This is a genomic window from Skermanella sp. (assembly GCF_059503625.1).
This window is the reverse complement of the sequence record NZ_JCACHA010000501.1, coordinates 1-2147: the sequence shown is the minus strand read 5'-3', so window position 1 is coordinate 2147 and position 2147 is coordinate 1. Positions and strand designations below refer to the sequence as shown.

Annotated in this window: 4 protein-coding genes; 1 reads left to right on the top strand and 3 read right to left on the bottom strand. The window is 62.6% G+C overall.

Going from position 1 to position 2147, the window contains the following annotated elements; genetic code table 11:
• A partial coding sequence (locus AC5JJ6_RS10845) for a cryptochrome/photolyase family protein (RefSeq protein WP_496042044.1) occupies positions 1 to 694 on the top strand: 694 nt, incomplete at its 5' end.
• Here AC5JJ6_RS10845 and AC5JJ6_RS10840 read toward each other — a convergent pair.
• From AC5JJ6_RS10840 to AC5JJ6_RS10830, 3 genes are all read right to left on the bottom strand, one after another.
• Entirely contained in the window at positions 681 to 971 is a 291-nt protein-coding gene (locus AC5JJ6_RS10840; protein ID WP_496042043.1) for a cupin domain-containing protein, read from the bottom strand. The two genes, AC5JJ6_RS10845 and AC5JJ6_RS10840, sit on opposite strands and share 14 nt — an antisense overlap.
• Positions 972 to 1089: 118 nt before the next feature.
• Positions 1090 to 1830, bottom strand: a complete 741-nt coding sequence (locus AC5JJ6_RS10835; protein ID WP_496042042.1) for a Crp/Fnr family transcriptional regulator — start codon at positions 1828 to 1830, stop codon at positions 1090 to 1092.
• 43 nt (positions 1831 to 1873) lie between these two features.
• Positions 1874 to 2147: hypothetical protein (locus AC5JJ6_RS10830; RefSeq protein WP_496042041.1), on the bottom strand; the 274-nt coding region annotated here is incomplete at its 5' end.

Here is a 2147-nt window from a genome sequence, read left to right as displayed (position 1 = left end):
CATGGATGCCGGGTTGGAGCCGGCGATAGAGGCTTTCCTGCGGGAAATCGGCTGGCGGGAGTTCACGCACGGGCTGCTCCGGACGCACCCCGACCTGGCGGCCGAGCCGATGGACCGGCGCTTCGCCAAACTGCCCTGGCGGCGGGACGACGACGGGCTGAGGGCTTGGCAGCGGGGCCTGACCGGCTTCCCCATCGTCGATGCGGGGATGCGCCAGCTTTGGCGGACGGGCTGGATGCACAACCGCGTCCGGATGATCACCGGCTCCTTTCTGGTCAAGGACCTGCTGGTGCGCTGGCAGGATGGGGAAGCCTGGTTCTGGGACACCCTGGTCGATGCCGATGCCGCCAACAACAGCGCCAACTGGCAGTGGATCGCCGGCTGCGGCGCCGATCCCTCCCCCTTCTTCCGGGTCTTCAATCCCGTGCTCCAGGGCGAGAAGTTCGACCCCGACGGGTCATATGTTGCCCGCTACGTGCCCGAACTGGCGAAGCTGCCGCGCAAGTTCATCCACCATCCCTGGGATGCGCCCAAGGACGTGCTAGCCAAGGCCGAAGTCCGCCTGGGCAAAACCTATCCTCACCCAATCGTCGATCACGCCACCGCCCGCGACCGTGCGCTGGATGCGCTGAGAACGATGCGGCAGGCTGCCCGTGTGGACAGCGGCGACCTGGACGCCGTCAGCGCGGGTTGATCTTGGCGGGCATGACGGGAGCAGGCGAAATCCTCCAAATCCTGATCTCGCCGTCCAGCCGTTCGAAGCGGTGGGCATAGCCCCTGGGTACGAACAGCACATCGCCGGCGGTCCAGTCGATCGAATTTTCCCCGTACCAGAGCATGCCGTAGCCGGATACGACGACGTAGACGGTATCGCAGAGTCCCTCGCTCGAAGGCACCTCGCCGCTATCGTCCAGGCCACGGATGTCGAGAGTCGGTCCGCATCGATGCGCCGACGTGTCGATGTCTCGCACCACATCGGACCAGGATATCCCCTCCCAAACCGCTGTCAGATTGATGGGCGCTTGCTGCGAGGAGTACATCATCGGGGGCTTTCGATCAGGTATCGCTATCGTCGTCGGCAGGCTTCGGTCAGATCAGACCTTCGAGCCGTTTGGCAGCGTTTGTATCGGGATCTTCATGCGCCCGATCGAGATGCAGATAATTCGGATTGAAGTTCGCCACTTTGCTCAAACCGGCGAAATCGAGCACCGTCCAGAACCGGCCATCGGTTGAGATCAAGCCATCCTCGCGCATCCGCTGCAGCATGCGATTGACGTGAACCGGGGTCAGTCCGGTGGCATCGGCCAAGTCGGTCTGGGTGACCGGCCACTCGAACGTCTGGTCGTTCAAGATGCCGACCGCACGCAGCCGAAGAAGCATTTCGCAGATCAGGAAGGCGATCCGCGAGTAGGCGTCACGCCGGCCCGCATCGATGATGCGTTCACGCAGGATGCTTTCGTCCTGCAGCGTGCCCCACCAGAGAGCCAGTGCGACGCCGGGCCGGTTGAGCAGAAGGTCGCGCATGGTCTCGCCCGGGATGGAGGCGATCAGGCTGGGCGACAACGTGCCGATATGATGGTCCATTTCCTTCAGGATGAAGACCTCGGCATCGCAGAGGTCCCCGGCCACGAGGAAGGCCATGATCTGCCGTGTGCCATCTTCCAGGATCTTATAGCGGCAAGCCAATCCGGAGATTATCAGATGACACTCTGGGGAGTGCTCCCCTTCACGAATGATATCCTCACGTGCACCGTAATGCCGCTGGGTCTTCGACGTAAGCTCATTCAACAGCCGCTTATCCTCATCGGAAAAAGGCGTGAACTGCTCCATCTTCATTATCCAGGGATTGGACACGGTAGTCTCCTTGTCTGGCTTATTGGTGCTCGCCGGATCCTTCCTGAGAAACAGAGGGCCACAGGCTTGGTGCCATTGCCGGAAGCCGATCGGGCGACAGGGAGCATACCCGCCGCGAACGGTCAGCCCGGGCTTCCCTGCGCGAGGCGGAAACCGTCAACAGGATCTCGGTGCGCGTGATGCTTTCTTCGGTACTGGCGCGGCGCACCTGATAGTCGGCGCGGCACTGCCCCGTAATTTCCCTTAGCCTTTCCAGCGCATCGCGGCAGCGGACCGTCGCACTCTGTGCCCTT

Excerpts from the sequence above, each read along its gene's own strand:
- AC5JJ6_RS10835 (WP_496042042.1), bottom strand. The coding sequence starts at position 1,830 with ATGGAGCAGTTCACGCCTTTTTCCGATGAGGATAAGCGGCTGTTGAAT.